A 5762-nucleotide genomic window follows, 5' to 3' on the forward strand; every position below is an offset into this window, starting at 1 on the left:
AATCATTCAATACTCGCACTATCGAACGTTCGCCAGTCGGCCGCAATCATGTTCTTGCATACGGCGTGGTTGCGGCAACCTTCAATTTTTATGGCTGGGTATCCTGCTGATTTTGTTGGCGCTCCCGTTCAGCTTTTTCGATCGCCTCCCGAGTTTCTTTCTTCTTCTGGTTCCAGATGCTGTCTTCCGGCATTTCCACACGTACTGACACAAAAGAATCTGCAGGAATGTCAACTGGTTCACCATCCGCAACGGTCTCAGTAAACACACCGTTGGTATCGGTATTTCCTATTCTGTTCTGAGCAAACTCCGGTGCAGAGGGATGAACCCGGTGATATGTCCTGACCAGCACCGAACCATCAGCATTGACTTTATAGTCCAGCCAGATACGGGGTTGCTTGTTTCTGTCGACGGGAATTTCAAAACCGCCATCCGTCCCGCCCCACGAAGCATCAGCGTTTAGTCCCGTGCACCCGTCAATGAGATAGACACCCTGACCCTGTCTGGCCACAGTGCATCCCTCAGATTCTGCATTCACCTCGAATTTGCCGTCGCCATAGAGCTGGATTACAGGCGACGCTTTTTTGATAAAACCGTTCGAGTCGGTAGTGGTTGTTACATTATCCAGAATTCGCCGGCCAGTCAGCCAGCCACGCCCGTCTGCACCGCCAAACACACGAATGGGCCCCGAGTTTTCAAACGGAGCACACCATAGTGTGTAGGTGTCTCCGGCACGCATAAATAACGCAGGAGAGTAATTGTGTATATACCAGGGGTCAGGTATTTGATTGTCATTTCGAAGTACGGACAGGCCATAACCTGCCATCCCACTGAGGATTGCATCAATGCTTGTAGCATTAAAACGAAACACGCCACCCGGTCTGCCTATGCCAAACATCCCCGGCTGCATCACATCCGATGTTGCTGTCCCTGTGTTTTTACCTGCGGCAGTGCCAAGACTGGTTTTGTCAGCTTTCTCATCCAGGCTTGTTTTGTCAGCCTTCAGGTTCAGTGTTTCAGTAATTCCACCCCATGCAGGGCCTGAATATGAGCTGCCATCCGGTAATTTGACCGTAACAGTTCCGGTTCCGCTGAAAATGCTTTGCCAGTTTTGTTTGTCGTAGTTCAGTCCGCGCAAGGCTTCCGCACTCTGAGCAACCAACGCAGCAGTAACCAGATTCATGGCCAGGCGGGGTACGGCATACCATGAAAGATTTGAGGTTGTTGGTCCGGTATACGGAGATACCAGCCAGGCTGTTGTGTTGTTTTCTACATTTGCCACTGGCAGGGTGTAAGTTACACCGCCGACAACCGCTACAATAAAATCTCCTGATTTCAGGTCTGATGTAAAAGAGGTCCCTGAGCCCACAACCCCTGTTTTATTATTCGTTAAACCAATAACACCTGCTGACATAGATATCTCCTGAATTCAGATAATAAAAAACCCCGCCGAAGCGAGGTTAGTGATTTGGATAGAAAGCAGCTTCTACGAATAAAGTCGCGTATCGATGTAGATATACTGTTTTTTAAATCGTGGTGTGGGGGCCAGCCCGTTAATCTGTTCGCTATAAATGGAATACCCACCAACGATGTTGTCATACGCGCGAGCCGTCAGCGTCCCATAAATATAAATCCCAGCAGCTGGATCTAACGGGACCAGGTAATTTGAGCTCATACCGGATACCACTGCCGCCGGAAGACCGACATTAACGTCGTAGTTTGCACCATTGCCATTTCCTGAGCCGTTCCACGGATTATCTACAAAATGAAGCTCAAGCGGCAAACAGTCAGTGTTCCAGACCATATCGCCGTTGGAGTTGTACACTGCCATTCCCACACCATGCGCAATCGGAACAACGTTTGCGAACACATAGACATGACCGCCTACCCCATTGCAATTTAAATTCAGGTTCCATTTCCCATTTGAAGCAACCGGAATAACATAAGCGGCCCCGGTTGCCGAATCGTTACGAATAAAGGAAATCACGTTTGCCGTAGCTGGAATGTCTGTGGGGATCGTCATATTTCCAGTGAAGCGATATACACCGATAAAGTTCATCGGTGTGACTTCAGGACTAATAAACAGGCTCCCATCTTCGCGGAAAATTTTTAAACCATAACTCATTTGTACATCACCAATATTGGCTGATTTACTGACGCGTTAGACCAGGTAACCGTGCCATTGGCAACGGTCGCCGTTGCCGGAGTCTGGCCTTTTGAACCGCTTGGGGTGAATATGTTTTGCGGGTCCGCGACCAGAGTTTTTCCCTCAACAACCGGATAAGCCTTTGTGCCTGACGCTGGAGAAGTGATAACTGCGGCAACGAAGGTGGGATTGAACCGCCCCACCAGCTCATTCCCCTTAGCGTCGAACAACTGCACTCCGTAAGCCATAATCATCCCCTTTACATTGGTAGTTTGTCAGGTGTTCAGTAGACTTCCAGCCAGGAAAGAATCGAACATAAAGACTATTAACCGGCCTGACCCAATACGTCCCATTTTTATCAATGCGGATCTGTTTGATAGAAACTGTCGCAATATGAAGTTCAGCACCGGCACCTAAATGCGAAGAATATGCAGCCGTACAATCAACACTTTTAACTCCACTATTTAACGCCCCAGAAATAGAGGCGCAACCGCTAATACTTGCCAACAACAACCCGAAGAGTATTATTTTTGTCATATACCTTCTGTCCATAGTTATCAATTGTGGTCCTGCCATCACCAGCATTAGAACCATTAATTTCAAACGTTCCGTCCGATTTCATGATGGTGCCCGTTTGTCCCTGAACATAATTTGCGGAGCGCAGTTCGCCAATTTTTGCCAGCGTGATTTGGCCATACTGGATAAACGCATCGCTGATAAAGACCTGACCATTGACCACCGCAAACGGCGAATATTGCGTATCACTGCTGCCACTCATCAGGGCGAACTGATTGGCGTTAAATCCGACACGAGTGACTACCGGCTTACCCGCTTCCGCCAGCACCGCAATCGACATTCCGGCGTTATACATCACGCCGTTAATCCGGACTCCGGTTTTGAGGGTGTAAATTGCAGAGGCTCCGGTAGCATCAACCACGGCGGTGAGCTTATCTTCCAGCGCGGCAGTCACATCATTGAACTGCGCCTGCACCTGAGTGGACATTTCAGCCATCGCCTTATCAACATCTGCAATAGTCGTTTTGACCACCAGAATATCCGCGCGTACTTCACCATACTGCGCCCACTGGTGTTCCACGGTTGCATGGTTGGCCAGCGCGTTCTGCAGAATACCTTCAAGGTTGGTATCAATATCGCCCGTCAGACGATCACCATCAGCAGAGGTGAGAAAGTCATCCGCAATATCCCCCAGGTAATCATCTGCGTTCGCGTTGGATTCGCCACGAACCCAGTCGGTCCAGCCTGATTCATTACCCGTTCTGTCAACCAGCTGCGCGCGGTACCAGAACTCCTGCCCCGCCTTCAGTCCCAGTTGGGTGTATTCGGCTGACGGATAAGGCACATCCGACAGCAATAGAGGATTAGAGAAATCACTGTTCGCGGTGTACTGAATTTCCGTTTTCAGCGTATCCCCGGTGTTAGCCGGGAATCCCCAGTTCAGACGAATCCCCCAGTTGATCGGCGTTGTCGCAAAGCCGACAGGTTTCGGTGGATTTCCCACCTTGCCCGTCAGCGTTTTCTCTTCGGAGTAGCCCCAGCCAGAGGAAATTTCAGCGGCATTAATGGCACGCACACGCACGAGGTAGCGCCCTGCATAAATACCCGATACATCAAATGAGGTGGTGGAGCTGCGCGGCACGTTTACCCAGTTACCATCATTGCGGCGCCACTGTGCCTCGTAGGCGATAGCATTCTGCGCCTGGTCCCAGCTCACACGCATGGTTTCGACGCTGATATTCTGCTGCACCACTGAAAACGAGCTGATCACAATGTTAGCCGGCGGCGACTGGTTACCAGGCGGGATTACACTAACGGGCCGCTGGTCAATGATGGCTCCGGTATCGATACGGGCATATTTATCCGGGTCATGCCATGCGCCGGTAATAGAGAAAGTGCCATCATCATTATCGGAGACGCTGACAACTCGATACTGCTGGGCGTAGAGTTCATCTGACTCAACCACCCATACAGCTTCGGCCTGTGGTGTCTCACTGTATGCCGTGGTGACTGTGACTGATTCCCCGTTAACCGCCTGAATAGTCCTGCTCTGTGACGCACCGGAGGGAAGATTGAGAATAAGGCGATCGCCTGCTGCTGCATCAGCTACGTGGTCAAGTTTAATCACGCGACCGTTAACAGCACTGATGCGGCCGCCCATAACTTTGCCGGACAGAAGCTCGTCTGACACGGCGATGATGTATCCCGGCTGCGGAATGTTTCCGTCCAGGCCAACATCAAACGAAACAACGCGATCCTTATTGTTGGTGAGAATACCCCAGCGCCCCTTTCGGTTAGCTTCTGACTGCCGGGTGCAGCCGATGGCTGTCATTTCCAGCTGATTAAATCCGTACCGGGCCACCAGAGGCTGCTCAAATACCGGCTCCATCGCATCCGCATAAGCGTTACCCGGATCAGACCAGGAAACCAGCGCGGTGGTATACCGCGTTTTTGTCGTGCTGCTGGAATAGGTAAAGCGTCCGTCGATAACGTTAGCGCGGGTGTAAGCGTAATCCACATCTCTCGGCATATCGGCAAGCGCAACAATCTGATCACCGCCCCAGTACGTCATACCCCGGAATATAGCCGCGAAGTCACGCAGCACAGTGTAAGCGTCATTCCTGTCCTGAACATAGACGTTACAGGTATAGCGTGGCTCTGTCCCGCTTCCACCCTTTCCATCCGGTACCGGCTGATCGCAATACTGCGATACCTGGTACAACGTCCATTTATCGATGTTGGCTGCACTCAGGCGATTACCCAGACCAAAGCGATCGGTAATAACCAGATCGTAAAATATCCACGCCGGGTTATCGGTCCAGGCCCACTTAAACGCACCCTGCCATGTACCACTATAAGTCCGCGTATCGGGGTCATAGTTATCAGGCACGCGGATCACCCGGCCACGTGGTTCACAGGATATCTGTGGAATCGAACCGTTGAACTGACTTGAATCGAATTCTATGTACAGCAGCGCGGTGTTCGGATAGCGCAGCTTGGCATCAATCACTTCCGTGAAGCTTTGCAGCGTCATCGTGTCGCCGATCTTGGCGCTGTTTGCGTCAGCGGTAATCTTACGCAGTCGGATTGTCCAGGTGCTGCCAGCCTGCGGTAAATCAATACGGTGGCTGCGCTCATAACCAGACGTCGTTTTGCCGGTTGCGCTGGTATTAAGCATGGTTTGCCAGGTCCCACCATCAGTTTGCAGGTCTATTGCATAATTGATGGAATACCCAACCAGATCGCCGTTGTCCTCCTGCTTAAACAGTGAAGGCCATTTCAGCCGCAGGCGAACGGCTGATAGTTGGGTGTTGGTAAATGTACGCGTCCAGGTTGTTGCGCTTGATACTTCAGTTCCAACGTTGATTTCGTTTTCGGTACCGGGAATGCCCTGAATGTAATTTTGTGCCTGAGTTCCCGCGCGAAACTCCCACGTCACGCCGCTAAAGTTTTGGGAGCCATCGGCGTTTTCCAGCGCCGTGCCGTCCAGGTAGATATTTTTTCCGGTTAATTGCCCTGCAAATTCCCCTTCCCCAAGCGCAACGAGGATTTTGGCCTTCGCTACAGATTGCAGATCATCAGGCTGTTCGGTAGGGGTTCG

General features: G+C 51.1%; 4 protein-coding genes. All 4 read right to left on the reverse strand.

The features are described from left to right. Positions 1–88 precede the first annotated feature (88 nt). Positions 89–1414 carry a phage tail fiber protein gene (locus tag OGY08_RS00985; RefSeq protein WP_286565404.1) on the reverse strand — a complete coding sequence of 442 codons (1326 nt, stop codon included), beginning with the start codon at positions 1412–1414 and terminating at the stop codon, positions 89–91. Between the two features lie 72 nt (positions 1415–1486). Next, on the reverse strand, positions 1487–2125 hold the full coding sequence (locus tag OGY08_RS00990) for a hypothetical protein (RefSeq protein ID WP_126317848.1): 639 nt from the start codon (positions 2123–2125) through the stop codon (positions 1487–1489). Then, complete coding sequence (locus OGY08_RS00995; protein WP_008322429.1) at positions 2122–2394, reverse strand: hypothetical protein; 273 nt, start codon at positions 2392–2394, stop codon at positions 2122–2124. The genes OGY08_RS00990 and OGY08_RS00995 overlap by 4 nt, the downstream gene beginning before the upstream one ends. A 245-nt stretch (positions 2395–2639) precedes the next feature. After that, on the reverse strand, positions 2640–5762 hold a 3123-nt coding region (locus tag OGY08_RS01000), incomplete at its 5' end, for a TipJ family phage tail tip protein (protein WP_286565406.1).

The organism is Citrobacter sp. Cpo069 (genome assembly GCF_030332785.1).
GTDB lineage: Bacteria > Pseudomonadota > Gammaproteobacteria > Enterobacterales > Enterobacteriaceae > Citrobacter > Citrobacter portucalensis.